This is a genomic window from Desulfosporosinus hippei DSM 8344 (assembly GCF_900100785.1).
In the GTDB taxonomy this organism is placed as follows: Bacteria; Bacillota; Desulfitobacteriia; order Desulfitobacteriales; family Desulfitobacteriaceae; genus Desulfosporosinus; species Desulfosporosinus hippei.
This window is the reverse complement of the sequence record NZ_FNCP01000006.1, coordinates 21,903-48,153: the sequence shown is the minus strand read 5'-3', so window position 1 is coordinate 48,153 and position 26,251 is coordinate 21,903. Positions and strand designations below refer to the sequence as shown.

Sequence of the window (26,251 nt, the reverse complement as noted above, 5' to 3'; positions counted from 1 at the left end):
AACTAGAAAGCTTCAGGTAGATTTGGCGGTGGCAGGGGAGATCCGGGGATAATTATATGCTGTTCAAAGAAAATTCCTTCAGACTTAAGGGACTGCTCCCAGTATTCAAGAAGATCAAAACGTCGTTCAGGATGATAGCCTAATAAAGTGTGTTTTCCCAAGGATCTAGAGGGAGGCTCATTTTTAACAAGGGATAATCCCATTAAGCAATCTCCGATAATGGTTTCAGCAATCAGTCGGGCATGACGACGATGTTTTCTCGGAGAATGAAGAGCTTCGTGGGGAATTGATGTAGCAACTTTAACAGTCAGGCTGTTTTTTTGGGCCCAATATAGGGTAAGGGGTGGGATTGCTATTGCTTCAGGGGGAAGAGTGGACAGAGCTCGTTGGGAAAGTGCATGTGGTCCGTGTGTTGGGGTTGCGAGGCCAAGGCTTTTAAACAAATCCAGCTCACGGTTTAGTTTTGCCCTAAACCTTAAGACTAGATTGGCCAACTTTTGACGATGTGGAATATAAGGATAGCAATTTGTTAAGGCGACATCAACTCCTGACTCGATGGAATCAAGAAGTTTAACGAGATTCTCATAGATATCTCCCGACATATCCCCATCGACGAAGAGGGCCCCTTTAACACCTAAATGAAGTGCATAGAGTGCTCCAATTGCCCTCGGGATATCAATTCCCAGGGAGTCTGAGAAATAGAGAGTGTGAATTCTAGCATCAGGAATTGAACGGACAAGTTCAAATGTCCGGTCTGTACAGCCATTGAGTACTAATATGATATGACTGATAGGAAGACGCAGAATGGTGGTCAAGGCAGCCAAGATGCTCTTTTCTTCATTTTGGGCGGGAATGATGCCTGCGAACATCATGGAGACCCCCTTTTAGGTAAATTGTTATAATTCTAATATATGCCGTTTTAGTCAGGTTCGACATAGGATATGGAGATATAGCAAATTTACTATCATAACTATGATGAAACTCTAGCTAAGAGTTAAGATGGCCGATGTTAGAATTACCAAAGAGGGGGTCAGACTGATGATTCAGGTTGGGGATGTTGTAGCACGTCTATCACATCAGCAGGATGTCTATTTCCATGTTTATAAAATACAGGGCAACAATTTTAAAGGCAAAGGATCTAACTCTGTAATTCTTAAAGGACTTAATTTAAGGTTATTGGCAGATGCCCCTATCTCTGATCTTGTGTTAAAGAGTCCTGTAGAGGTTGCAAATTATGAACGCGAAGACCATAAAATGATTTATCAAAAGTTACACAAACTGACAAGTCAGAGAAAAGTAGAATTAGACGATCAAAAAGAATTCTTTGAAATACCTGGTCGAGTGTTGCAACTTGATGGAGATCAGGAATATTTACAGCAATGTATTAAGACATATCGTCAAATGAGAATTGAGGCTAAAGGGATTTGTAAATCGGAAATAGAGCAACCGAGAGTAATACGCAAAATATTGCAAGAGAACCCTACGGATATATTAGTGTTGACAGGACATGATGGGCTGATTTCAGGAAAAAAAGATTTTCATAATATGGACAGCTACCGCAGTTCTCGATATTTTGTGGAATCTGTTTTAGAGGCTCGTCGTTTTCAGCATAATCGAGATGCACTTGTTATCTTTGCAGGTGCCTGTCAATCAAATTATGAGGCGATTCTATCGGCAGGAGCAAATTTTGCTTCATCGCCTAAACGCATGCTAATTCACGCTTTCGATCCAGTATTTATTGTTGAGAGAATTGCATTTACCCCAACAGATCAAATTGTTTCAGTAAAGGATATCTTAACCCACACAATTACGGGAACTGACGGAGTAGGCGGGGTAGAAACGAGGGGACAGATGCGACGGGGTTATCCGCGAAGCCCTTATTAAATATCATAATCTTAGACATGAGGAGGGTTGTCTTAAGACAACCCTCCTCATGTCTGGCGTAGCCACCGCGCATCGATGTTATGCCTGTATGATTACGGGAGTTTCGGTTTCAACAATTTGGTAGAGCTCTTCTACGTCCTGATTGTACATACGAATACAACCTTTTGAAACAGCTTGCCCAATGCTCGAGGGGTTATTGGTACCATGAATTCCGTAGTAAGGGATAGATAGTCCCAGCCAACGGGTGCCGAAGACTCCGCCGGGCTGCATTGTTTTGGTTGCGATATAGTAATTGCCTGGAGGAGTAGGGGTAGACTTCTTGCCTACTGCTATAGAATATGAACGAATGCGTTGATTGTCTTTATAGAGTTCAAGCAATCGGCTAGCTGTATAAATATAGATTTGGTAGTTGGGCATAGAGTATTAGCCCCTTTCTTTAGGTAATATATTTCTTAACTCATGGTATGTTTGCAATTTCTGAATGTTCGCTTGCATAATTAAACCCTTTTTAGGTGGAAAATAAGTCAGACTGGAGGGATCAGTTTTGACAGAACGTGTTGAAGGAAAACTGCTTATTATTGGTGGAGCAGAAGATAAGAAAAATGAGTGTAAAATTTTAAAGAGATTTGTTGAGGAATCAGGGGGTAGAGAAGCACGTATTACCGTATTGACCGCTGCGACGGAGTATCCTCTTCAAGTGGGAACAGAGTATTACTCATTGTTTTTACAACTAGGAGCTAAAGAAGTTCAGGTTCTGGATGTTTCAGACCGTACACAAGCTAACAGACAAGGAATTGAAAAAGAATTTGAACAGTCAACAGGAATTTTTTTTACAGGGGGTGATCAACTAAGAATTACTGGATTGCTGGGCGGTACGTTGCTAGGCCGTAAACTTCAACTATTATATGAGAACGGGATCATTATTGCAGGAACAAGTGCAGGAGCATCCGTCATGTCCGATACGATGATTGTCGGTGGAGAAGCAGGAACCGCCAAGAAAAACACTTTATCCATGGCTCCGGGGTTGGGGCTCCTTCGTTCTGTAGTGGTCGATCAACATTTTGCCCAACGCGGGAGAATTGGCAGACTCTTATCTGCGATTTCCCAGAATCCCTATGTACTAGGAGTGGGCATTGACGAGGATACTGCTATTTTAGTTCAATCAGATGCTAGCTTTTCAGTGATAGGAAGCAATACAGTAACTGTCGTTGATGCATCAACTTCAACCACTACAAATGTTTCTGAAACCACTCCTGGCCAATCATTGGTATTAAGCCCGATTGTAATGCATGTTCTATCTGAGGGCTATGGATTTGATCTTAAGCAGCGAGTCTCTAAGCTTTGACCAATTGAAAGAATTAAGAGGAATACCAAGAGAGAAAAAGGTTAAAACTAGTGAAGGATATTTAACCATTGCTTCTTAAGGAGGAACAATAATAAAATGGAGATTAGAGAAATCCATGCAGTCGAAGGGGCTAATGTGTACAGCCATCGCCCAATTATTCGAGCGATTGTGGATCTCCAAGAATGGACGGAACGGTTTACTGATGAACTGGGTGATTTTCCTCATCGACTTGTTGAACATCTACCCGGCTTAGAGGAGCACTACTGCTCTAGAGGCAAACGCGGAGGGTTCCTAGAGCGTTTACATGAGGGAACTCTTATCGGCCATGTCATTGAGCATGTGACTATAGAACTATTAACTCAAGCTGGCCAGACAATTAAATATGGTAAAACTATGGCTGTATTAGATAAGCCTGGATGGTATGAAATTATTTTTAATTACGAAGATAAAAACGGTGCCATTGAAGGTTTTAAACTAGGCTTTTTACTTGTTGATACACTCTTAAAGGAAAACTCCTTTGATGTATCAAAGGCAGTAAATCAAATTATATCCGAAATGTCTAAGTGCGAGTTAGGGGTTTCAACACAAGTAATTGTTAAGGCCTGTGAGGAACGAGGAATTCCAGTTTCTCGTCTCAATGAGGGAAGTTTATTGCAGTTAGGCTATGGCCGTAACCAAAGACGCATTCAAGCGACAATCACAGATGCAACGTCAAGCATAGGGGTGGATATCGCTTGTGACAAAGAAATGACCAAGAAAGTGCTTAGTGAGGGTGGAGTGCCCGTTCCATATGGCCTGATTGTGCGAACCGAAGAAGAAGCTGTAAAAGCATTTATTGATATGGATACTTCGGTTGTCATTAAACCCTTGAATGGTAATCAAGGGAAGGGAGTAACTCTTCAACTCACAAGCATAGCTGAAGTCAGAGCAGCGTTTAAGGTAGCTCAAACTTATGGCGAGTGGGTCATTATAGAGGAATATATAGAAGGAGAGCATTTCCGTTTAGTTGTTGTAGGCGAGCGGCTGATTGCGGCAGCCAAGAGAGTGCCGGCCCACGTGATTGGAGATGGGCAATCCACTATTGAAGAGTTAGTTGCCCAAACTAATTTGGATCCGCTGCGTGGAGATGATCATGAGAAGGTCTTAACGAAGATCAAAATTGATTCCGTCGTCCTTCTGAACTTAACTCTTAAAGACTTAACCCTGGAATCTGTTCCGGTAAAGGGAGAAGTTGTCTACTTGAGGGACAGTGCCAATCTAAGCACCGGAGGGATTGCAGAAGATGTGACGGATCTTGTCCATCCGGATAATGTAGAGCTGGCGGTCTATGCCTCGAAGCTGGTAGGGCTAGATGTGGCTGGAATAGATTTGGTTATTGAGGACATTGAAGCTTCCTATAGGGAGAGAAAAGGCTGTATCATCGAGGTGAACGCTTCTCCGGGTATTAGAATGCATCATTTTCCAAGTAAAGGGAAAGCGAGAGATGTGGGGAAAGCTATTGTAGAACAAGTTATCCCCACCGGAAACGGGCGCATCCCCATTGTTGCAATCAGTGGCACCAATGGTAAAACCACAACTACCCGTATGATTAGTAAGTTACTTACAGATCAAAAGCTATTTGTGGGAATGACTTCAACTGATGGGATAGTTATTAATAAAAAAATGTGGGCAAGAGGAGACATGACCGGGCCGGATAGTGCTAAAGTCGTTTTGAGACACCCACAGGTTCAAGTAGCTGTATTAGAAACCGCAAGGGGAGGAATCCTCCGATCGGGCTTGGGTTATGATTATGCAGATGTGGCTGTTATTACTAATGTTTCAAGTGATCATCTTGGTCAATACGGAATAGAAACTCTTGAAGATATTGCTCATGTTAAGAGCCTAATTGCTGAAGTAGTCAAACCTCATAGCTACGTGGTTTTAAATGCCGATGATCCGTATGTTGTCCAAATGGCACAGCGAACTAAAGGGAGGGTCATCTTCTTCAGCACTGAAAAAGATAATATCCATATTCGAAAACACCTGGCAAAAGGTGGAATAGCTGTCTTTGTGCGCAGAGGTATAATACTTCTTTGTCAAGGCTCCCAGATTTATCGCATCTGTTCTGTAAAACAAATTCCCGTGACCTGGGATGGGAAGGCTAAACATAATATTCAAAATACCCTTGCAGCAATTGCTTCAGGATGGGCTCTGGGGATAAGTACTGCAGCTATTCGAGATTCTCTCCAAGGGTTTTCTTCAGACTCAGAACACAATCGTGGACGGCTTAATCTATATAAGGTCGATGGTGTGGATGTATTTGTTGATTACGGACATAATGCAGCAGGTATTGCAGAAATTGCCAAGACCCTTAAAAATTTTAAGAAAAAATCCCTCGTTGGCTGTATTACTGTTCCGGGAGATAGACCTAATGAGATGGTGAGAGAAGTAGGGCGGATTGCAGCAAAAGGATTTCAACGACTAATTATTCGTGAGGATCAGGATCTACGGGGACGAAAACCCGGTGAAATTGCTCAAATTCTGTATAATGAAGCTATTGCCAGTGGTATGGATACTAAGAACATAATGGTTGTACTCCCAGAGTTAGATGCCTTTTGTCGAGGGCTGGATAGTTGCTCGCCTGGGGACACATTTGTAATGTTCTTTGAGCATCTAGAGCCGATTGAGGAAGAAATTAGAAAGAGGCTTGAATTGCAGAAGGCTTTATCGTATGTTCCAGCACAGAATGATTGGGTTGTTGGTGGTGAATTTTAAAAACTTAAAGTATTCAAAGGGTAGTTTTAGTAAAGAGTTTTGTAGGGGCGAGGATTATCTTCGCCCCTATTGTTCTATTAAGATTTTGCCTAATGAAGTGCTGGAACTCCAACCTGAAAATATGTATAATAGTAAGAAATACTCTGGCAATGTTCGGAAGAGGTAATGTATATGGGAGAATCTTTTCTTACAATGTTCGCAAATGCGAAGATTAATTTAGCCTTGGCCATAAATGGTGTCCGGGAAGATGGGTTCCATGATCTTCAGAGTGTTATGCAATCCATTGAATTACACGATATTGTTAAGGTTCGTCGTTATGGTGAAAAAGTTGTATGTCGTTGTGGAAGATTAAGTGGTTCGGGAAATTTGGCCTATAAGGCAGCGATGGAGTTTCTAGAACAAGCTAAACTATCCGGTGGAATAGAGATTGAAATTGAGAAACACATTCCGATACAGGCTGGATTAGCTGGAGGTAGTGCTGATGCCGCAGCCACTCTTTGTTTATTAAATCGGCTTTATGATGAACCCTTTAGCACTGATGAGCTGCTTAAGCTGGCAGGTATATGTGGAGCTGATGTGGCCTTTTGTCTTCAAGGTGGAACCATGTGGGCAACCGGACGTGGTGAGCGGCTAGAGCCATTGCCTAAAGCTCCCAGAATAGATCTTGTCTTAATAAAGCCAGATTTAGGAGTGAATACGGGGGAGGCTTATCGACAGTTTGATTTATTAGGGCAATCAGGTCAATTAAGCAAAGCGGATTGGGAACAGGCCTTAGTAGAAAAATCTTTAGAGAAAATCAGGGAACTTCTCTATAATGATCTGGAACCTGCCTCAATTCAACTAGTTCCCATTATTCAAGAATATAAGAAAATTTTACTGGATTTGGGCTGTTCGGGAGCCTTAATGTCTGGAAGCGGATCGAGTGTATTTGGAATTGCCCAAGGAGAGAACCATGCAAGGCAAGTTGCATCCGAGTTGAGAAAAAGGGGTTTTAAACACGTTTGGGTGACTAATACTATTTAAAAATAATTCTCTGAAAGGGGATATTACGATGGGAAAAAGATTATTGCCGGTAATACTAGACGGTTATAAACCATTACGGGAGATTGTTTTTGAGTCTATGAGGGATGCGATTTTAAGTGGCGTTCTTGAACCGGGAGAGAGGTTGATGGAGATTCAGTTAGCCGAAGAAATGGGGGTTAGCCGAACTCCGGTACGTGAAGCAATTCGGAAATTAGAATTGGAGAACTTTGTTGTCATGATTCCACGTAAGGGAGCCTATGTTGCCGGGGTTTCGTCAAAAGATGTCGCCGATGTTTTCGAAATACGTTCAGCTCTTGAAGGACTTGCAGCAGGGCTGGCAGCAGAACGTATTACGGAAGATGAATTAGAACAAATGGAGCGAGTATTATTTTATCGAGCCAATGCCGAAGGCGAGATGGATTTAGAGCAGATTGTAAAGTCTGACACGGATTTTCATGCCTTGGTGTATAGTGCCAGCCGCAATGAACGATTAATTCAAATTTTAGCTAACTTGAGGGAACAAATCCAACGTTTTCGGGCCACTTCCTTAGCGGTACCAGGACGAAATAAGCTGGCTCTTGAGGAGCATAGAATGATTGTTGAAGCATTAAGAAAACATGATAGCGAAGAAGCCCAGTCATTAGCAATGGCGCATATAGTTACAGCAGAGAATGTCATGTTTGATGTACTCAGTATTAAGAATGAGCCGGACAAGGTGGATAAATAATCGTGGAGAAAATGAAAAGAGCGGAACGGATGGTGGCCATCACTCAAGTGCTGATGTTAAAGCCCAATGTCCTGACTCCTTTAGCCTTATTTGCCGAACAATTTCGAACAGCTAAGTCCACAATTAGTGAGGATTTAATGGCTGTCAAGGGGAGTTTGCAGCTCTCCGGGCATGGTCATCTTGAAACCATTCCAGGGGCTGCCGGAGGGGTGCGTTATATTCCGGAGATTTCCAGGGAAGAAGCAACTGCCGTGCTCAATTCCTTAGCAGAACGGTTGAATGATAAAGAGCGAATTTTAGCGGGTGGCTTTATTTATATGACGGATTTGTTGTTTAATCCATCTATTCTACGACCACTAGGGTTAATATTTGCAGGTGCCTTTCGACAAAAGAAGCCTGATGTAGTAGTAACTATCGAAACTAAAGGTATTCCCTTGGCCCTTGTTACAGCAGAGGCGCTGGGAGTGCCTATGGTGGTCATTCGAAGCGGCAACAAGGTTACGGAAGGTTCCTCGGTCAGCATCAATTATGTTTCAGGATCATCCCGACGTATTCAAACAATGTCCCTCTCTAGAAGAGCTTTAGAAGCACGACAACGAGTGCTGATTATTGATGATTTCATGAAAGCCGGCGGAACAGCGTTGGGAATCAAAAGTCTGATGGAAGAATTTCAAGCTGATGTTGTCGGTATTGGTATATTGGTGGAAGCACAAATAACTTCAGAGCCAAAGCTTGTTGAAGGGTATCTGTCGTTGTTACAGCTTAAGGAGTTGAATCCTGACTCAGGAAAAACCACAGTTGTTCCTGTCTTTTTGTAAAAATGATATAAGATATTTTAATTAAATTAAAAGAAATTTTCCTGAATTTGAGGCAGGATTTTTTTACCATACAGAGAATATTATTATGAATAGGCCCGGAAGTGGAAGGGTGGTGATTCATAATGAATATTACCGATGTGCGGGTTCGGAAGATTAATACTGAAGGAAAAATGAAAGCAGTAGTCTCAGTAACCTTTGATAATGCTTTCGTTGTTCACGATGTCAAAGTTGTAGAAGGTATGAATGGGATTTTTGTAGCTATGCCAAGTCGTAAAACTCCTGAAGGGGAATTTCGTGATATCGCCCATCCCATTTCAGCTGTTGCTAGAGAAGTCATTCAGACTGCGGTTTTAAAAGCTTATCAAGAAGCCATTTGAATAGCTTATTTTAGATATTTTAGGCATGCTAAAGGGGACCTTGCAGTTGGGTCTCCTTTAGCGTGTCTAAATTTTTTGTTATTGTATAGCGGGAATTTGATTAGTTATAGGCCATAGATAAAAAGGATGGTAAATAAAATAAAAAAGGATTCTCGCTAAATTTGGCGAATAAATTAGATTTGAGGTCTGCTACAAAAGTCTTAGTTGCACTTAAGCCATCTGAAAGTTATACTTTTACGGGTATATAAAATAAGTAGAGGTTAAACTAGAGCTGGAGGCGAATTAGATTATGTCTAATTTGGTAGCGGTGATTATGGCAGCAGGAAAAGGTACAAGAATGAAATCAAAGTTGCCGAAAGTTATGCATACATTGGCTGGAAAAACTCTTGTTGAACATGTCTTGGATATGGTGGGCAAAGTTGGGGTTAACCGCCCGCTGGTTATTGTAGGACATGGTCGGGAGAGTGTCGAAGCCTGTATAAATAATAGAGCGGAGATTGTCATTCAAACTGAACAACTTGGTACCGGACATGCAGTTCTGCAAGCGATGCCTTATGTAGAAGATGATCAGACAGTTCTTGTTTTAAGCGGTGATCAACCGTTGCTTAGATCCGAGACTTTAAATGCTCTGGTTGAATTGCATCAGGCTCAGGGGGCCAGTGCTACGGTTTTGACAGCCTTTATAGAGCAGCCTTTTGGATATGGCAGGATTATTAAAAAAGGTGTGGATCTTGTTAGGATTGTTGAAGAAAAAGATGCAAGTCCAGAGGAAAGAGAGATTAAGGAAATAAATACGGGGACTTACTGCTTTAAGGGATCGGCATTAAAAGCTGCACTGTCAAAGATTACAACCCAGAATGCCCAAGGGGAATATTATCTAACGGAAGTGTTTGATATTTTCCTTAAAAATCAGGAAAAAATATTAACCTATAGTACAACCAGTTCCTATGAAGCGTTAGGTATTAATAGTCGTGGTCAATTAGCTGAGGCTGAGGCAATTGTACGTAAGAGCATCTTAGACTATTGGATGGCCGAGGGAGTTACAATTGTGGATCCTTCGTCTACATTTATTGGGATAGATGTAGAACTGGCTCAGGACGTGACAATATTGCCGTTTACACGATTATTAGGTAAAACTGTCATTGAAGAGGATGCCGTTATTGGGCCACAGACAACCATCGATGATTGTATCGTTCGATGTGGTGCCGCAGTAACTTACACCGTCGCTAGGGATTCGGAAATAGGTGAAGGTTGTAATATTGGTCCGTTCAGTTACTTGCGTCCAGGAACTAAGCTAGGACCTGGAGTCAAGATAGGGGACTTTGTCGAAATTAAAAATAGCTGGATTGAAGCTGGAGCCAAGGTGCCCCATTTAAGTTATATTGGGGATGCGCATGTTGGGAAATCTGCTAATATCGGAGCGGGAACGATTACTTGTAACTATGATGGGGTTAACAAACATCCCACCAAGATTGGAGATCATGCATTTATTGGCAGCAATACTAATTTAGTTGCTCCTGTCGAAGTGGGGGAATATGCGGTCACGGGTGCAGGGTCTACTGTTACTAAGAATGTTCCGGCAAAGGCCTTGGTTGTTGAACGGAGCCAACAAGTTATCAAGGAACATTGGCATCGCGAAAAGATTAAATAGGGGGCAAAAAGAGGCATGGCAGCAAAGGAATTTAAAATTTTTTGTGGGAATGCTAATCGTCCATTGGCACAAGAAATTGTAGACTATCTGGGAGTACCACTCGGTGAAGCCAAAATCAAACGTTTCCAAGACGGAGAGACATGTTTAGCTATTGATGAAAGTGTCCGAGGGGCAGATATTTATGTTGTTCAGCCAACATGTTACCCGACAAACGACAATATTATGGAATTGCTGATTATGATCGATGCTATACGCAGGGCGTCAGCACGTCGAATTACGGCAGTTATGCCTTATTATGGTTATGCACGTCAAGAGCGAAAGACTAGGGCTCGTGACCCTATTACTGCAAAGTTGATGGCGAACCTTATAACAACTGCTGGGGCAGACCGTGTTGTCACTATGGACTTACATGCTCCTGCAATTCAAGGATTCTTTGATATTCCACTCGATCACTTGCCCGGTGTCCCAATTTTGGCAGAATACTTTAGGGAAAAAGGCTTGGAAAATCTTTGCGTTGTGTCTCCTGACTTAGGTGGTGTTACCCGGGCAAGAGATTTGGCTGAACGGATTGGTGCCTCACTTGCCATTATCGATAAGAGACGACCGGAAGCAAATGTTTCGGAAATTATGCATGTCATCGGCGAGTTGAAAGGTAAAACTGTTATTATGATCGATGATATTATTGATACAGCTGGGACAATTACTCAAGGAGCTCAGGCTCTGGTTGAGCGGGGAGCGAAGGAAGTCTATGCCTGTTGTACTCATCCTGTATTGTCAGGACCGGCTGTGGAACGCTTGGCTAACTCGGTTATTCGTGAACTTGTCGTGACGAATACAATACCTTTAAGGGAGAAAGTAATTCCCCAAATTAAAGTCTTGTCAGTAGCTCCATTATTAGGGGAAGCTATAGTTCGGATTCATGAAGATCTCTCAGTGAGCAAACTTTTTAGTTAATAAGTTGGACCTATTGTCTGAGGCAATAGAGCCAAAACATAAAAAGAGGCCCCCGGGGCTTTATCCCTGGGGGTCTTTGGGTGTAGGCACCTCTGAGACGTTTTCCTCCTCAATTGGAAGATTTGGGCTGGCTTGCTGAACAATGACCAGTTCTTTAGTATCGGGGAGCTGAGAGACAGATTTAACCTTGTCTTTTTTAAAATAATGACTGATAGTATGAGTGGTGTCGGAGGCTAGGCTGGATGTTGTATGAATGAGATTTTTAAAGGAATTACTCAGGCCTTTGTCTGATACATTAAGTGCATTTTCACTTCCTTTTTGACTTATAATAACATCATGGCCGATAGTGGTAATGTAATCTGCCGAAATAGACGCCTTGCCATTAAGAAAGCCCTCTAACTTGCCGCCGGAAATCTCAATCTCTGTTATTTTACCGGTACTTGGATCAATATAATACTCTTCTGCTGTTCCAAGGGTTTTCCCGGTTTCTGTGACCATTTTTGTTCCGATGATGGTCAGCTTTTCCTTGACTAAATCTAATAACTCAGGCATGCTGGAGGTTTTTTCAACGTGAGACTCCTTGCTAATGGTAATCGCATCGTCGCCAACGCTGACGACTTTTGAATAGGGTATAATTCGTTGATCCTTAAAAAAGCCCTTAGGGTCTACGACAATTGCTGCAAGGGATTTTGTGCTGGCATTAAGAATTAAGCTTTTTACATAGCCTAGCTGCTGTCCTTCTTGGAGGGAAATAATGGGTAAGGATAGAAATTTTCTGCTGGGTTTCATAGTTCACCCCCTCTATTTAGTGTGAATTCGTTTCCTATTCTTAAAGAATGTATTCAAAGTGTGGCATGAATATGCTTTGGAGGAGATAAGATGAAGGTCATCATGGGCCTGGGAAATCCTGGAGTTCAATACGAAGAGACTCGCCATAACATCGGTTTTTTGTTGATTGATCTTATTGCAGAGGTTCATAATCTGCAATTTCGCTCCAAGTTCCAAGGATTAGTGGCAGAGGGGCAAATTGAGGGAGAACGATTATTTCTCTTAAAGCCTCAAACATTTATGAATTTAAGCGGACGTTCTGTAGCTGAGCTTACTAAATTTTATAAAATTCCGCTGAATGATTTACTAATAGTACAAGATGATATGGATTTGCCCCTTGGAAAACTCCGTCTGCGTGATCAAGGGAGTGCAGGAGGGCATAATGGTATTAAATCTATTCAGGCCGAACTAGGCTCTGAAAAGTTATGGAGACTTAAATTGGGGGTTGGTCGTCCGCCAAAAGAGTGGGATCCTGCCCGATACGTCCTTGCTCCTTTTTCAAATGATGAATCGCAGATGTTGGATGATGTATTAGAAAGGGCTGAAAAAGCTAGCTATTTATGGATAAAAGAGGAATATAGTCGGGCCATGAATTTGTATCATCGGTAGGATCAAAGTATAACCTCCTATCCTAGGGGTAATTCTACTAGCTAGGGAGGTGAATTACGGGATGAAAATCTTTAAGGTTTGTCATGCTTGTGATCGAATTATTGGTGAGATTGAATTAAATGACTTGACCGGCAATAACTCGGATCCTATAATGGATATCATTGGTAACGTAGCCTATGCTCTTTGTACGGATTGTTTGCATGATATGGAAACTAAGCCGCGCAATGTATACCATTAATCTTAAATCCTAGATCATGTTTAGAGACTAGGTAGAATAAAATGTTGATGAACGCAGCCGCAGCTATGATTGGCGTTAGGGCTGGTAAATGGGGGCCCTTGAGCGGGCGTTCATCTTTTTTGAATGTCGTAAAGAGAATAAATTGTTATTAATAATGAACTCTAGCTAAGTTTCTTTAATACCCGAAAGGATGGACATCTTGAATACTATTCATAGTTATCTGCGACGGGGGCTCGATATTAAGGAGATTAATCAATCCTTAAGTCATAGAGAATGGCCCCAAATGATTTATGATTTAACAGGAAGTCAAAAGGCAGCGTTTGTCTCTCAGATTTTTCAAAGATCAAGGCCGGGGTTGATTTTGACATATTCAGAGGAGCAAGCTCAAAAGTGGGTTAATGATCTGCGGACATGGTGTTCAGATCAGACTGTTATACATCTGCCAACTACTGAATGGCTTCCTTTTGAAATATTGGGTAGAAGCAAAGAAACTACCTCCGAAAGAATTCGTGTATTAAATCGATTGTCACATGACCCAAAATGTACCGTAGTCGCTTCTGTCCTTGCTGTTGAACGTCTCTTATTCCCTTCTTCACGGTGGAGGGAGTTTACTTTGACGTTTGAAATTAGCCAAAGGTACAACTTGTCTGACATTCTGTCCTTACTTATTACCGGAGGATATGAACGAGTAGAGACTGTAGAAGGACAGGGGCAATTTGCTTTAAGGGGCGGAATCTTGGATATTGCCCCCTTGGATGGCGGGGCTGTACGAGTTGAGTTTTTTGATGATGAAGTGGATTCAATCCGAACCTTTGATTTAGGAAATCAGAAATCTACCGGTTCGATGAACAAGGTCTCAGTTTCTCCTGCTATGGAATATATCATTACCAAGGAGGAGTTAGGAGAACTTCGATATGCCATCCGGGCTGAGGCTCGCAAAACCACTGGACGGTTGCAGCGCTCAGGGCGAAAAGAAGCCGCTGAGCACCTACAAAATAAAGTTGATTTCTTAGTAGAACGCCTTGAACAGGGGATTCTGGATGAAAATGTTTATCCATTTTTAAGTTTAGTCAATACACCACTCGTTCCCTTTTTCTCATATCTTTCCAATGACCATTTTATTGTACTGGATGAGCCACTGCGTCTAAAAGAACAGTTGGAGTTTCAAGCCAATGAGCGTTTATTGGATTTCACACAACAATTGGAAAATGGAGAAGGAATTGTTCACCCAGAGTCACAATATATTGCTTACGAGGAGCTATTGAAGTTTGGAGAGCACCATCCCTTGATTGGACTTTCTACTCTCCTCAGGCAGGCGCCTGGGCTTTCTCCCAAGCGAATTTTTAACCTTAATGCTCGACCTCTAACAGGTTTTATGGGAAAAACAAGTAAATTGGTTGATGAGATTGTACATCGCAAGGATGCAGGGAACGTGGTTGCGCTATTTGTTGGAGATGAGGATCATGTTGAACGGTTGATTCAAGGCCTGAAGGATAGAGGAGTAACTGCAGCTCGTAAAGAGCTGCAGGATCCAGTTGAAGAAGGAAATGTCTATATCTATCCATATTCTCTTGATCAGGGCTTCGAGTTGCCTCTGGGGAAACTTGTTATTCTGACCGAAGCAGAAATCTATAAACGAGAGAGTAAGGCTGCTGGAAAAAAACCAAACGCACCGGTTCCGAAGAATGTTTTTGTATCGGATCTTAAGCCCGGAGACTTTGTAGTTCATGTTCATCATGGAATAGGTCAATTTACAGGTATTGAACGGTTAGAAGTAGGTGGCATTGCCAAAGACTATTTTGGGATTCGTTATGCTGGGGAAGACCGGCTTTATGTTCCTTTAGACCAGCTCCATCTCCTTCAGAAGTATTTGGGGAGTGCCGGGGAAACTTTGCCGAAGCTTTACAAACTTGGCGGTTCAGAATGGTATAAAGTCAAGAAGAAGACAAGAAGTGCTGTCAAGGAAATGGCTATTGATCTGGTAAAGCTATATGCTCAAAGAGAAGCTATTAAAGGTTATGCTTTTTCCCAGGATAATGTCTGGCAAAATGAATTTGAAGAGAAGTTTCCCTACGTTGAAACCCCAGATCAACTCCAGAGTATTGTCGATGTCAAGTCAGATATGATGCGTTCACGACCTATGGATCGGTTGCTTTGTGGAGATGTTGGCTACGGAAAAACAGAAGTTGCTCTTCGAGCGGCCTTTAAGGCTGTGATGGATAGCAAACAAGTAGCGGTACTTGTTCCTACCACAATTCTAGCTCAACAACATTTCAATACCTTTAAAGAACGCTTTATTGGGTATCCGATAAGCATAGAGATGCTAAGCCGTTTTCGTTCACAGAAGGAACAAAAGGAAATAATTAAGGGACTCACAGATGGGAAGATTGACATAATAGTGGGGACACATCGTATCCTTTCAGAAGCCGTTAAATTCAATGATTTAGGGTTATTGGTAATCGATGAGGAGCAACGTTTTGGAGTTGCACACAAAGAAAAACTTAAAACCCTAAAAGGAAATGTAGATGTGTTGACTTTATCCGCAACCCCAATCCCCAGAACCTTGCACATGTCCCTCGTGGGAGTTCGGGATATGAGTGTTATCGAGACCCCGCCGGAAGGGCGTTATCCTGTTCAAACCTATGTTACTGAATTTAGAGCTGATGTGGTACGGGAGGCAATTCGTCGTGAAATCCAACGCGGAGGACAGGTCTTCTATGTGCATAACCGAGTTGAGGATATGGATCAAGTTACCCGTTTCTTGAGTGAATTAGTGCCTGAAGCGAGGTTTGGAGTAGCCCATGGGCAAATGCGCGAAAGAGAATTAGAAAAAGTTATGCTGGATTTTCTAGAACATGAAATGGATGTCTTGGTATCCACAACAATTATTGAAACAGGGCTGGATATGCCTAACGCCAATACTTTGATTATTGATGAGGCAGATCATTTTGGATTATCTCAACTTTATCAACTGCGAGGGAGGGTTGGACGGTCCAATCGTAAAGCTTATACTTATCTTTTGTATAAGCCTCAAAAGGTTCTTACAGAAATTGCCGAAAAACGCTTGGCTGCTATACGTGAGTTCACAGAATATGGAGCAGGTTTTAAGATAGCAATGCGAGATTTGGAAATTCGGGGTGCTGGGAATTTAATTGGTGCTCAGCAGCACGGGCATTTGGCTGCTGTAGGATTTGAAATGTACAGTCAGATGCTAAAAGAAGCAGTTCAGGAACTTCGTGGGGAGAAAGTTGAAGAGGCCATAGAACCCAGCATTGAGCTGCAAGTGGATGCTTATTTACCGGATACCTATGTTGCTGATAATCAAACTAAAGCATCATTGTATCAACGCTTAGCTATGGTGCGTGATGAGGGTCAACTTAGTGAGATGGTGGATGAACTGGTCGATCGTTTTGGAACCCCTCCCCGAGAAGTGGAACACCTTATTGAAATTATTCGCATAAAATTATTGGCTGGTTCGTTGAAAATCGAGCAAATCCAGCAGGCCAAACAAAACGTTAGTCTGCGTTTCTTAGCTAATATTGACTTCTTGACCGGTGAACATCTGATGTCCGTGGCGTCAGCATCCCCCTATCCGTTGTCGTTTAAAACTATGCCTAATGGAAATCTAGAGTGCAAGATACGTATTCGAACCCTTGGTCAAGAAGCAGCCATTGAGGCAGTTCGCAGGGTACTCTCGACATTTTGCGACATTGCTTCAAGGACAACTCCTTGATATACTATTCTCACGTCTAATTGAAAGGGTGTGTCTATATGAGAAGGTCCCGTGTTGGGTTGATTTATGGAGTGCTGGCATTGATGCTTGTGACCACGGGGTGCTCTTCGCTGGTTGGAGGTAAATGGGCAGTTAAAGTTAACGAAAATCCAATCTTAGTGAAAGATTATGATGCTCGTGTTGAAGAGGCCCAAAAAATTTATGAAAAACAGGGTATGAAATTCGATACTGACCAAGGAAAACAAGCATTACCCCAGATCAAGAGTCAATTGTTAGATCGTATGGTCGAAGGGGAGCTAATGGCCCAAGAGGTTAAAAAGCTCGCCCTTAATCCAGAGGATGAAAAAGTAAAAGAGCAAGAGGAAACTATTAAGAAGAACATGGGTGATGAAGCGACATTTCAAGATACTCTTAAACAACAAGGGATGTCAGAAACTGAATTACGAAACTTTTTGGCAGTTTACGGAAAAATTACCAATGATGTTACAGTGAGTGATGCAGATATTAAATCTTTTTATGATCAAAATATTGCCTATTACAGTCAACCTGAAAGTGTAAAGGCTCGGCATATTTTAGTTAAAACTGAAGATGAAGCCAAAGCAATCATCGCTCAATTAGATACGGGCGTTAATTTCGAAGAGCTTGCTAAAGAAAAGTCCATTGAAACAGGGGCTAAAGAGTCTGGCGGGGATTTGGGATCTTTTACAAAGGGAAAAATGGTTCCTGAATTTGAAACTGCGGCTTTTGCTCAAAAAGTAGGAACTTATTCAACAACACCTGTGAAAACCGAATTTGGGTATCATGTAATTAAAGTTGAAGCTCATACACCTGCAGCGGCTCCAGAATACGAAAAGGTGAAGGGTCAAGTAGGACAGGACGCCTTGAACCAAGCTAAAGACGCAAAGTTTCAGACCTATTTTGACGATCTTCGTAAAAATGCAAAAATAGAGTATTCCCAAGGATATAAGCCAATAAGCTAGGAAAACCGGGGAAAGAAGGCATTGTAAAGATGCCTTCTTTTGTTTTACATTGGAAAATAATGAATAATTGGCAATCCCTAGATATATACTATCATTGAATTTACAAATAAAACTACAGAAGCAAAAAGGACAAGACGAAATAAGATTCGAAAACGACAAAGGAGGAATGTGCGTCTATGAAAGCAACAGGTATAGTAAGAAGAATCGATGACCTCGGTCGTGTCGTTATACCAAAAGAAATTCGTCGGACTCTTCGTATTCGAGAAGGAGATCCGTTAGAGATTTTTGTTGATCGGGAAGGAGAAGTGATATTAAAAAAATATTCCCCTATCCGCGAATTGGGAGAGTTTGCCAAGGAATATGCAGACTCATTATTTGAGGCGACGGGGCATATAACTTGTATCACTGACCGAGATACAATTATCGCCGTCTCTGGGGCATCAAAGAAAGAGTATCTGAATAAAGCAATTGGCCCGGCGGTAGAACAAGCAATGGAAGAAAGAAAGACTATACAAATAGGTATAGCAGGAGAACATGCCTCTTGTAAAACATGCCCAGATAATGAGGATGAGGAATGCAAAGTTACGAGTGAAGTAGTTGCACCTATTATTACCCAAGGGGATCCAATTGGTGCAGTGATACTAATGTCCAAAGATGCTAATATGAAGATGGGTGACTTGGAAGTTAAATTGGTAGAGACCGCTGCCGGATTCTTAGCCAAACAAATGGAACAATAAAACATAATTCCATAGACTTACATAGTTATCGTGGACTATATTAGGCATAGGAGATTTTCAACATACTAAAGGCGCAACCCCCAGGTGCTAAGGATAAATCGCCTTAGAATGACTGGTTCTCCATAAAATCTGGGAAAATCCCATTGCAGTAGATGTCATAAACTTTGACAAAGCGGTCTCACCGCTTTTTTTTTATATCAGGTAAACTCACAGGTCAATTCTTGTTAGTGTATAAATAGCAGGATTTCCATCACATTCTTGACCTAATATCATGCCGGTAAAGCGGAAGACCAGTGATTTAGCTATACTGACCAAGAAAGTTTGTGGTAAAATATATAAGAGGTGATACCGAAAATGTCTTCGTGTCTTCATGTTATTGGGTTAGGCCCGGCTGGGCTAGAGCAGTTAACCCTTGGAAACTATCGACGTATCTGTAGTGCTAATAAAGTCTTTGCGCGCACAGATCAGCATCCTTGTGTGCAAGAATTAGTGGCCGAAGGGGTATGTATAGAATCATTTGATAAAATCTATGCAAAGGAAAATACGTTTGAGGAAGTCTATGAAAAGATAATTGAGCATCTACGCCAGGAATTAAGTAAAAGCCCGGAGGTTATCTATACCGTACCCGGACATCCCATGGTTGCGGAAAAGACTGTACAACTAATTGGAGAAAGACTTGCGCAAGAGTATGATGTAGTAATCCATCCAGCTATGAGTTTTGTGGATGAGATTTTTAGGGTTTTGAAATTCGACCCAATCGATGGAGTCTCCATAATAAACTATAGTGCCCTTAAGGATTTCGAACATACGGGGCGGGAGTGGCTCATTGTTCCCCAAGTGTATAATAAATTAATTGCTTCTGAGGTCAAATTGGATCTTATGGAAGTCTATCCTGATGATGCCGGGGTTTATGTTGTCCAAGCCTTAGGGACAACCTACGAACATATTGACAGGCTTCCGCTTTATGAAATGGATCATGGAGAATACGATCATTTGACAACAATTGTTTTACCGCCCAATACAGAGGTCACCTCTTTTAATAGGTTGGCCAAAGTAATGAAAACTTTGTGCTCGGAAGGAGGTTGTGCATGGGATAGAGAACAAACTCATGAGTCATTAAAGAAATACTTAATTGAAGAAAGCTATGAAGTTATCGATGCTATTGAGAAACAAGATATGTATAATTTGTGCGAAGAGTTGGGAGACTTACTATTGCAAGTAGTTTTTCATGCTCAGATTGCCACTGAAGCAGGTACCTTTGGACTTAAAGATGTTTTGAGCGAAGTTATTCAAAAAATGATTCGTCGGCATCCTCATGTTTTTGGAGAGGAAAGGGCAGAGACCGCGGATGACGTCATTGTTACTTGGGATAAAATCAAATTAAAGGAGAAACAGAACAAGGCATATAAGGAGTCTGACTTCTTTAGTGATCCCAAAGGTTTACCAGCTCTTATGTTGGCGACTTCTACACAACGCAGAGTAGGAAAAATAGGATTTGATTGGTCAGATATAGAAGGCCCTTGGGCTAAAGTGCTGGAGGAATTAAAAGAGCTGGAGAATGCTTTAGTTGATGAGGTTGGAATTCGTGAAGAGTTCGGTGATTTGTTGTTTGCAGTCGTTAATCTTTCTAGGTTTTTAAAGCTTGATGCTGAAGAAGTTTTACGGGATACTATACATAAGTTCCAGAGACGCTTTTTGAAAATGGTTGAGTTAAGCAAAGAAAATGGGATTGATTTTGAGCTTCTTTCTCTTGAACAGATGGATGTTTTCTGGGAAAAGGCAAAATCCCAAGAAAAAAGTGGTAATATGGAGTAATCTAATCCAAAAAAAGCAGGAGAATGGTTTTTTATCGCGAAATATAATTTACGTAGTAGATCAGTTATTTAGGAGGGACTCATTTTGAATAAGGCTGAATTAGTTAGCGCAGTTGCAGAGAAAGCCGACATGTCCAAGAAGGATGCAGAGAAAGCAGTTAAAGCTGTTTTCGAAGTAATTGAGGAATCGTTGGCACAAAGTGAAAAAGTCCAACTAGTTGGCTTCGGGACATTCGAAGTTAAAGAACGTGCGGCAAGGACAGGGAGAAACCCACAAACCAAGGAAGAAATTCAAATCCCTGCTGCAAAGGTGCCTGGCTTCAAGGCAGGAAAAGCACTTAAGGACGCGGTACAAAAATAAGTCTTCGGACTGGTGATAAAGTCAGGTTCCAGGTCTTTCTGGAACCTGACTTTGTATATCTGCCAAGATTTGTCTTGCCCCAAAGTTTATTGTGAGGTTGCACGAATTAGCTGGTTTTGCAGGATGTAAACGAAGCCGACTGACCCAAAGACCTATAAAGGGGGGGTTATATGCGAATTGACAAATATCTGAAAGTATCTAGACTAATAAAACGCCGGACGGTGGCTAAAGACGTCTGTGTTGGTGAAAAAATTTCAATTAACGGAAGGCTTGCTAAGCCCTCGGCAGAGGTCAAAATGGGGGATCGAATAGTTTTAGAGTTTGCTAATCGAGTGATTGAAGTTCAAGTATTGTCAACTCCGAACAGTATTAAAGCTAACGAAGCACAGACGCTCTACGAATTGATTCGAGATGAAAGAAGGACAGAGTCTTAATTTAAAGGCTCTGTTTTTTAATACAGCAGAAAGTATAAGGGGCTACCTCCTATTGAATGTTTAGAACATTCAATAGGAGGTGGCCCTTTCACTTTCGTCAGTAATAATTCAAGAAAGCTATCAAGATCTAAATTAATATCAGAGTATAATCATCTGGGACTGGAAGGGAGAAAGGACATGGATTATCGCTTAAAAGTACGTGATTCACTTAAGTACCTTGAAGAGAATCTGGGTGGTTGGCGAGGTCAGATGCTCTCAAAGGTGAGCTTCGAGTTGAACAGAGTTATGATTTCATCGGCTGGAGTGATTGCGGTCTGACTAATATGAATGAATTGCGTTACAACTAAAAACTAATTCCTAATGTCTAAAGTTCGGGCAAGCTGAATAGGGTTATAGAAGAAAAAGAGATAGGGGGATGGGGCATGGTCGAAAAAGCTGCCAAAGGGCATCGCCTTGTCATGGAGAACCGAGAACTTCTCGAATTGTCGGGGATCCGAAAGGTTCAGTCCTTTGACCCCAAGGAAATTATTCTGGAAACCGAACTTGGGATCTTAAGTGTCAAAGGGGATCAGTTAAGCATCAAGTTGCTAAATCTTGAAGAAGGTTTAGTTGATCTTCAGGGGTCGGTGGGTGCTTTAATCTATCATCGAAGTTCGGGGAATGCTTCACGTCGTGGATTTTTGAACAGAGTATTTCGTTGACCTGGATTAAATGGATTCCTCCCAAAGCTTGTTAGAATTAGAGGGAGAGGAGGAAGGGCAATCTCAGAATTCGAAACATTTTTTTGGGTAATCTTCGCTGGTGCGACTGTGGGATTAGTTTTTGACTTTTACCGTTCTTTTCGTCGCTGGCAAAACTGGGGGCAAATCTTAACGTTTTTCGGGGACGTAACTTTTTCACTAATAGCGATGGTAATACTATTTTACTATTTTGAAAGAGCTAATGCCCTTGACTTCCGCTTGTATATTATTTGGGGGAGTTTGCTGGGCTTAGGGTTGTACCTGAGAGTTTTAAGCCGGTTTGCCTTGAGAGCTTTCTTTGGATTCTATAGATTTATAGCATTTCTTGCGGAGCTTATCCAAAGAGGCATTAGGATTCCTATTCGTGGCTTAGTACTGATTATGCGACCACCCTTCGCTATTTTACAATGGTTAAGTTTGCTTCTTTTTAGAATTGGAGAAGTTATCTTTTTTAAGAGAGTTGTAAACACGAAAATCAAATTGCGGGAATGGTTGAAGACTCTGTTACCCCCACGAACAAATGGCTAAAATTTTCCAGGGGTATTGATTCCTTAAGGCTTAGTGACTATAATGGAGTTATTATCCCAGATTGTAAGTAGTTTGTACATGGTTTGTAGGCAATATGTCCACAGTATATCCACAAATTGTGAATAACTTTAAGCAAGGGCGTGCCGGGGTGCAACTAGAAATTAGAGGTTTGGAAAAACTTAGTTTTCGGGAACGCCAAGCTGTAATTCTCAAAGAAAGTGGAAGATCTTTAGAGGACATTGCTAAGCGCCTTCATCTTAGTCAGAGCTCAGTTGCTACGTTATTAACCCGGGCAAGAAGTAAGGGGTACGAAATTGTGTGTATTATTCCAGGTACGGAACTTGGGTTAGGAGGAGAGGAATTAGATGAAGAGGGCTCGTCAGAAGATTAACCCAAGAAATTACCAAAGAGTCCGAATTCGTCAAAGCTCCATTCTTATATTTTTAGCAGTCATGATAATCGTCGGGAGTTCGATGTGGCAGATCTGGAATCTTAGAACTAGGGTAGACGGTCAACTGGCTCAGCTGAATGAGGAAAAGGCTAAATTGCTTAAACAAGAGAAACTTCTCAATGAAGAGATTACTCGTTTAAACACTCCGAGTTACATTGAACAGTTAGCCCGAGAACAGCTAGGCCTTGTAAAACAAGGTGAAATTCTCATTTCTCCCAAGAATTAGTACTGCACATTAGTCTTCTTAACCTTGACAGGCATGAAATCTACTGCATATAATATAGATAAGTATAGATAGATCATCACAAGGAGGAGTTTGCTTCGTATGGCCATTGACGTTGGCAGTATTGTTGAAGGTGTCGTTACAGGGATCACGAACTTTGGGGCATTCATTGAATTGCCGGATCGAATTACCGGACTAGTACATATCTCGGAGGTCGCAGATGCTTATGTCAAGGACGTTCGAGATTACTTAAAGGAACAAGACCATGTTAAAGTAAAGGTCATTCACGTTGACGAAAAAGGGAAAATAGGACTCTCTATTAAACAAGCAAACCCCACTGTTCGTAATGTGGGTCGTGAACGCCGTCTTCCGCCGACTGTGTCCTTTGAGGATAAATTGGCTAAGTTTATAAAAGACAGTGATGAACGTCAAACCGAATTTCGTCGTGCCACAGACTCTAAACGTGGAGGTAGAGGATCAAGTCGTTACTAATATAACCGCCGAAAGGCGGTTTTTTATTTTATTTTGATTTGAGGCAATTACTAAAATGCTGGAATATTTCTTTGGCATAAAGAACATCTCGGTATTTTTAAGAGATTAACTGTGAATGAAGTCGAAAGTTTCTGTGCGTTATTGACGTTACTAGACAAGCTTTGCCAATAATTTAAGCTATAATATTACCAATAAATGGTTAAGAGGTGACATTATGGCAGAGTGGGCGACACTGAAACTAGATCAAGGTCTGCGAAGCAGAATTTCCATTGAAAGTGCGGTTCTTCCCATGTTATTAGGGGGGGTGTTGGCTCGAGGAAGCATTTTTGAGTTATACCCTTTTGGGGTCGCTTTTGGGGCAGCATTAATACTTAGAGGGGAGAAAGGATTTCCGTTTGGTATACTTGGTATTTTAATCGGTATGGTATCATTAAATGACATATCCTTCGTTTTAAAAAGTGTAGCTGTTTTAGCCTCCTTGATGGTTATTTTACCTTTAGTGCGGAAGAAAAATCATGAAGGGGCTTATTTGGTTGCAGCAACAAGCGTTATGACAGCCTTAGTCTCATTTCTTGCAATTACCTTTACAGATCCTGATCCTTATGCCTTTTTGATAGTTGCTCTGCAGGGGATGATTGTAGGAGGATGCTCAATTATTTATTGGTTTGCTTTATGTCATAAGGAAGTAATTTGGAAGGGCGAATTTCAAAACGAACAAGGTATTGCTTGGCTTTTTATCCTAATTGGTGTAATCAGCGGTCTCCAAGGGGTTCAAGTCATGGGAATTAATTTTGCTATTGTCTTATTGAGCTTTTTTACTTTATTTGTTTCAGAACGATATGGGGCCGGAACTGCAGCAGGTGTGGGAGCACTGCTCGGTTTTATGCCCCAATTGTCTATAAGTACTCAGAATCTGATTGATGCGGGAATATATGGTTTGGCAGGATTTTGTACCGGAGCCTTCCGGCGATTCGGCAAACTGGGAATAGGGACAGCCTTTATAGCGGTTATGCTGATGCTTACTATTTTCCTGCGACAGGAGGCAATCTATTCTCAGCTTATTTCTTCAACAGTAGGCCTGTTTCTCTTTTTGATTTGGCCAGGAGCAACACCGGAAAAGAATTTTTTAAAGCCTAAAGTTATACCGGAAGTTGAGACAACAGTTTCTAAAGTTAAGGCTTTGTCGGAGATCTTTGATCAGATTGCCATGAGTTATCAGGCTGCAGAAGCGGAGTCTTTTGAGATGCGTCCTGAGGTTCCGGAATTAATGAATGTCCTGGTTGAGCGAGTATGCCATTCCTGTCCGACAATGGATGTATGTTGGAATCGAGAGTTTTACAAAACATACCATATTTTTTTCGAGCTTTTTGGCCTGGTAGAAAAAGAAACAGATATAAAATTGCAATCCTTACCAATTGAGTGGAAACGACACTGCGGACGATTAAAAGAGATGCTTTTGGGAGTTCAGTTTATTATTGAGCAAGAAAGGAGCCAAGAAACATGGCGACGCCGCTTGATAGGCAATCAAGAGGCCTTGTCCAGGCAATTTCTCAACGTTTCACAAGTTATCGGAAACTTGGCGAAAGAGCTGCACACACAACATAACTGGGAAGTAGTAAAACCATCAAATCTAGCACGTCGGCGTCGCTTCTTTCTAGATGTAGGGATAACCACATTTGCTAAAACCGGAAACGGAATGAGTGGAGATAATTATGCTTCGATTGCCTTCTCATCAAAAGAACACGCCTTTGTTCTGAGTGATGGAATGGGTGTGGGGGAAAATGCTGCGAAGATGAGTGCAACGGCCTTAACCCTTCTAGAGCAACTGTTAACAACGGGTTTTAAGCCTGAGGGTGCTATTCAAGCACTTAATTCCATTTTAGTATTGCGATCGCCCGAAGAAAGCTTTGTAACAATTGATATGGCCATTCTTGACTTAGAATCTACCGGGTTGAAGTTAATAAAAGTAGGGGCATCACCCTCCTATTTGATTGGACAAGATGGAGTTAAGAAAATCGAATCATCAAGCCTTCCGGCAGGTATTTTAAACCAGATTGATACTCCCATTATTGAAATGGATATGCAGAGTGGGGAAGCGCTGATTTTGTTAACCGATGGCGTGCAAGATGTTATAAAGGAAGGGGGGGACTGGATTATGGAGTTTTTAGAGAAGACCCCCTTAGATAAATCTCAGGAAATGGCGGATCTTATTGGTCAGGAAGCTCGCAGAATAAGCGGGGGGGATTTGGATGATGATGGGATAGTCATGGTCATTCGAAAAAACTTTTGGAGTACCTGATATTTTTGATGTGGAAAACATGCCTAAAAGATTAGAGTAAAAGCAGGATATCAGAAATGCGTGTCGAATCAAACTATTGTGTCTATTTCAAGACCGCCCGGCACCCAGAGTCAGAAATAATTGTTGGGAAAATTTTAACTCTGCGATGTATTTTTCACTTAAAATAAAAATACATTTTGTGGAATATACTAATTCTTATTGATTAGGAGGCTGCGAAGGGATTGACTATTTTTAGATACTACTGTTAACTG

At 41.6% G+C, this 26,251-nt stretch carries 27 protein-coding genes; 24 read left to right on the top strand and 3 right to left on the bottom strand.

Features of this window, described 5'->3' with window-relative positions:
* Window positions 1-2: 2 nt before the first annotated feature.
* Entirely contained in the window at window positions 3-869 is an 867-nt protein-coding gene (locus BLS16_RS06855) for a glycosyltransferase (protein WP_092331563.1), read from the bottom strand.
* Window positions 870-1,038: 169 nt separating this feature from the next.
* Between BLS16_RS06855 and yabG the strand changes: the two genes are divergently transcribed.
* On the top strand, window positions 1,039-1,884 hold the full coding sequence (yabG, locus tag BLS16_RS06850; protein WP_092331560.1) for a sporulation peptidase YabG: 846 nt from the start codon (window positions 1,039-1,041) through the stop codon (window positions 1,882-1,884).
* A gap of 78 nt (window positions 1,885-1,962) precedes the next feature.
* Here the strand turns inward: yabG and BLS16_RS06845 are convergent, their stop codons facing one another.
* Complete coding sequence (locus tag BLS16_RS06845) at window positions 1,963-2,301, bottom strand: L,D-transpeptidase (RefSeq protein WP_092331558.1); 339 nt, start codon at window positions 2,299-2,301, stop codon at window positions 1,963-1,965.
* Between the two features lie 127 nt (window positions 2,302-2,428).
* Here BLS16_RS06845 and BLS16_RS06840 point away from each other — a divergent pair, with 127 nt between their 5' ends.
* The 8 genes from BLS16_RS06840 (at window position 2,429) to BLS16_RS06805 (ending at window position 11,533) form a co-directional block, all read left to right on the top strand.
* Entirely contained in the window at window positions 2,429-3,229 is an 801-nt protein-coding gene (locus BLS16_RS06840) for a cyanophycinase (protein ID WP_014901081.1), read from the top strand.
* Between the two features lie 96 nt (window positions 3,230-3,325).
* Complete coding sequence (cphA, locus tag BLS16_RS06835) at window positions 3,326-5,983, top strand: cyanophycin synthetase (RefSeq protein WP_092331555.1); 2,658 nt, start codon at window positions 3,326-3,328, stop codon at window positions 5,981-5,983.
* 171 nt (window positions 5,984-6,154) lie between these two features.
* On the top strand, window positions 6,155-7,006 hold the full coding sequence (gene ispE / locus BLS16_RS06830) for a 4-(cytidine 5'-diphospho)-2-C-methyl-D-erythritol kinase (RefSeq protein WP_092331552.1): 852 nt from the start codon (window positions 6,155-6,157) through the stop codon (window positions 7,004-7,006).
* Between the two features lie 28 nt (window positions 7,007-7,034).
* The gene (locus BLS16_RS06825) at window positions 7,035-7,733 is read left to right on the top strand and encodes a GntR family transcriptional regulator (protein WP_014901085.1); all 699 of its coding nucleotides are present in this window, start codon (window positions 7,035-7,037) and stop codon (window positions 7,731-7,733) included.
* A gap of 2 nt (window positions 7,734-7,735) precedes the next feature.
* Window positions 7,736-8,551, top strand: a complete 816-nt coding sequence (gene purR, locus BLS16_RS06820; RefSeq protein WP_092331550.1) for a pur operon repressor — start codon at window positions 7,736-7,738, stop codon at window positions 8,549-8,551.
* 122 nt (window positions 8,552-8,673) lie between these two features.
* The gene (gene spoVG, locus BLS16_RS06815) at window positions 8,674-8,928 is read left to right on the top strand and encodes a septation regulator SpoVG (protein ID WP_007777981.1); all 255 of its coding nucleotides are present in this window, start codon (window positions 8,674-8,676) and stop codon (window positions 8,926-8,928) included.
* Window positions 8,929-9,217: 289 nt separating this feature from the next.
* Window positions 9,218-10,579 carry a bifunctional UDP-N-acetylglucosamine diphosphorylase/glucosamine-1-phosphate N-acetyltransferase GlmU gene (glmU, locus tag BLS16_RS06810; RefSeq protein WP_092331547.1) on the top strand — a complete coding sequence of 454 codons (1,362 nt, stop codon included), beginning with the start codon at window positions 9,218-9,220 and terminating at the stop codon, window positions 10,577-10,579.
* Window positions 10,580-10,594: 15 nt separating this feature from the next.
* On the top strand, window positions 10,595-11,533 hold the full coding sequence (locus BLS16_RS06805) for a ribose-phosphate diphosphokinase (RefSeq protein ID WP_092331545.1): 939 nt from the start codon (window positions 10,595-10,597) through the stop codon (window positions 11,531-11,533).
* A gap of 60 nt (window positions 11,534-11,593) precedes the next feature.
* Here BLS16_RS06805 and BLS16_RS06800 read toward each other — a convergent pair whose 3' ends face one another.
* Entirely contained in the window at window positions 11,594-12,322 is a 729-nt protein-coding gene (locus BLS16_RS06800; RefSeq protein WP_092331542.1) for a PRC-barrel domain-containing protein, read from the bottom strand.
* Between the two features lie 90 nt (window positions 12,323-12,412).
* Here BLS16_RS06800 and pth point away from each other — a divergent pair, with 90 nt between their 5' ends.
* From pth to BLS16_RS06735, 15 genes are all read left to right on the top strand, one after another.
* The gene (gene pth, locus BLS16_RS06795) at window positions 12,413-12,970 is read left to right on the top strand and encodes an aminoacyl-tRNA hydrolase (protein WP_092331539.1); all 558 of its coding nucleotides are present in this window, start codon (window positions 12,413-12,415) and stop codon (window positions 12,968-12,970) included.
* A gap of 61 nt (window positions 12,971-13,031) precedes the next feature.
* Window positions 13,032-13,208 carry a hypothetical protein gene (locus BLS16_RS23490; RefSeq protein WP_176786096.1) on the top strand — a complete coding sequence of 59 codons (177 nt, stop codon included), beginning with the start codon at window positions 13,032-13,034 and terminating at the stop codon, window positions 13,206-13,208.
* 190 nt (window positions 13,209-13,398) lie between these two features.
* Entirely contained in the window at window positions 13,399-16,941 is a 3,543-nt protein-coding gene (gene mfd / locus BLS16_RS06790; protein WP_092331537.1) for a transcription-repair coupling factor, read from the top strand.
* 38 nt (window positions 16,942-16,979) lie between these two features.
* Window positions 16,980-17,921 (top strand): peptidylprolyl isomerase, encoded by a 942-nt coding sequence (locus tag BLS16_RS06785; protein ID WP_092331534.1) that lies wholly within the window; start codon window positions 16,980-16,982, stop codon window positions 17,919-17,921.
* Window positions 17,922-18,097: 176 nt separating this feature from the next.
* Entirely contained in the window at window positions 18,098-18,658 is a 561-nt protein-coding gene (gene spoVT, locus BLS16_RS06780) for a stage V sporulation protein T (protein WP_092331531.1), read from the top strand.
* 354 nt (window positions 18,659-19,012) lie between these two features.
* Window positions 19,013-20,473: a bifunctional methyltransferase/pyrophosphohydrolase YabN gene (yabN, locus tag BLS16_RS06775; protein ID WP_092331528.1), complete on the top strand. Its 1,461-nt coding sequence runs from the start codon at window positions 19,013-19,015 to the stop codon at window positions 20,471-20,473.
* An 84-nt stretch (window positions 20,474-20,557) separates the two neighbouring features.
* Window positions 20,558-20,833, top strand: a complete 276-nt coding sequence (locus BLS16_RS06770) for an HU family DNA-binding protein (RefSeq protein WP_007778009.1) — start codon at window positions 20,558-20,560, stop codon at window positions 20,831-20,833.
* Between the two features lie 170 nt (window positions 20,834-21,003).
* Entirely contained in the window at window positions 21,004-21,267 is a 264-nt protein-coding gene (locus BLS16_RS06765; RefSeq protein ID WP_092331526.1) for an RNA-binding S4 domain-containing protein, read from the top strand.
* Between the two features lie 177 nt (window positions 21,268-21,444).
* Entirely contained in the window at window positions 21,445-21,585 is a 141-nt protein-coding gene (locus tag BLS16_RS23485; RefSeq protein ID WP_176786095.1) for a hypothetical protein, read from the top strand.
* Between the two features lie 104 nt (window positions 21,586-21,689).
* Complete coding sequence (yabP, locus tag BLS16_RS06760; protein ID WP_092331523.1) at window positions 21,690-21,968, top strand: sporulation protein YabP; 279 nt, start codon at window positions 21,690-21,692, stop codon at window positions 21,966-21,968.
* A gap of 36 nt (window positions 21,969-22,004) precedes the next feature.
* Complete coding sequence (yabQ, locus tag BLS16_RS24855; protein ID WP_427846370.1) at window positions 22,005-22,535, top strand: spore cortex biosynthesis protein YabQ; 531 nt, start codon at window positions 22,005-22,007, stop codon at window positions 22,533-22,535.
* 148 nt (window positions 22,536-22,683) lie between these two features.
* Window positions 22,684-22,926, top strand: a complete 243-nt coding sequence (locus BLS16_RS06750) for a sigma factor-like helix-turn-helix DNA-binding protein (protein WP_034599402.1) — start codon at window positions 22,684-22,686, stop codon at window positions 22,924-22,926.
* Window positions 22,901-23,212 (top strand): FtsB family cell division protein, encoded by a 312-nt coding sequence (locus BLS16_RS06745; RefSeq protein ID WP_092331518.1) that lies wholly within the window; start codon window positions 22,901-22,903, stop codon window positions 23,210-23,212. Before BLS16_RS06750 ends, BLS16_RS06745 begins: the two co-directional genes overlap by 26 nt.
* Before the next feature lie 99 nt (window positions 23,213-23,311).
* Complete coding sequence (locus tag BLS16_RS06740; protein WP_014901100.1) at window positions 23,312-23,701, top strand: S1 RNA-binding domain-containing protein; 390 nt, start codon at window positions 23,312-23,314, stop codon at window positions 23,699-23,701.
* A gap of 214 nt (window positions 23,702-23,915) precedes the next feature.
* On the top strand, window positions 23,916-26,000 hold the full coding sequence (locus tag BLS16_RS06735) for a SpoIIE family protein phosphatase (protein ID WP_092331516.1): 2,085 nt from the start codon (window positions 23,916-23,918) through the stop codon (window positions 25,998-26,000).
* Window positions 26,001-26,251: the final 251 nt, after the last annotated feature.